At 69.5% G+C, this 1,228-nt stretch carries 1 CRISPR repeat array.

Annotated features, from left to right (window positions below):
- Positions 1-926 precede the first annotated feature (926 nt).
- A CRISPR array of direct repeats spans positions 927-1,199; the repeat unit is 29 nt; unit sequence CGGCTGACCCCCGCGCTCGCGGGGAGGAC.
- The last annotated feature ends 29 nt before the right edge of the window (positions 1,200-1,228 follow it).

Consider the following 1,228-nt stretch of genomic DNA (forward strand, 5'->3'; position numbering starts at 1 on the left):
CGATTCCAGCAACTCTGCCAACAACCGGATGGCGGGACTCGAACCCGTCACTCATGAAGATCACCAACAGCATCCGGAACTCCGGTCAGAGCCAATTTCGAAGATCCTCATCAACTGGACCTAACAGGCGGGATTGGCCGACCTTGCGTCCCTTTCGGGAACGCCCCAATCGGTTACGGTGCGTCACGGACATCGGACATCGAAGGATCCATTCAGACCAGTCGAACAACGACTCCTACCAGTTTCGGACCCTCGCGGGCGAGGGGAGGACCAGCCCAACACCGGCAGCGCGCCTTCGACCGCGGCTGACCCCCGCGGGCGCGGGGAGGACGAGCTCGGCCTTGACGAGCAGGTGGACGTCGACGGCTGACCCCCGCGCTCGCGGGGAGTACGGCAAGAAGGCCGGCGACGTCTCCTGCTACGTCGGCTGACCCCCGCGCTCGCGAGGAGGACGGGGCTGAGCCGAGGGAGGAGGAGGGGGTGGCCGGCTGACCCCCGCGCCTGCGGGGCCTCGATCTTCGGCTGACCCCCGCGCTCGCGGGGAGGACCAGCCTCGTGGCTGAAAACAGATGTTCGAGTCCGGCTGACCCCCGCGGGCGCGGGGAGGACCCTTCGTGACCTGCACCGTTCTGACGACTTTGCTGTTTCTTGACCAGTTTGCCGAGAAGTACGAGGCGGGTCGGCCTGTTGAGGTGTCAAGGGGCAGCGTTCATCGTGGCAGACGGCCCGGACACTGTTCTTCGCCGTCACCGCTGAAGGCCTGGGTGGTGCTTGAGCCTGTGTGGGCGGAGTCGGGGGGCCACCGCCAAGGGCTACAGCGCCCGGAGATCCGCAGCACCGCACGACGGCCGGCCCCGAAGACGAACCGATCTCCCGCTGGCTCGGGGAGGACCGAAGTGCCCCCAGGTGCGGCCGCCGCCCAGGAGCGGCTGACCCCCGCGCCCGCGGGGAAGACCGGTCTCCCATGGATCGCGGCGAGCGCTCCGACGGCTGACCCCCGCGCTCGTGGGGAGGACCTGAACTGGCTCAGCAGAGTGAACCGGTCCGCCGGCTGACCCCCGCACTCGCGGGGAGGACCACCAGCGGTAGGCGTGACCAGCGTCCGGAGTCGGCTGACCCCCGCGCTCGCGGGGAGGACACGCCCGACAGGTCGCGCGGCCTCTCCTGCTCCGGCTGACCCCCGCGCTCGCGGGGAGGACTCACCGACCCGGCCGCCCAGACGGCCCGT

The sequence above is a fragment of the Kitasatospora sp. NPDC001119 genome (assembly GCF_053598475.1).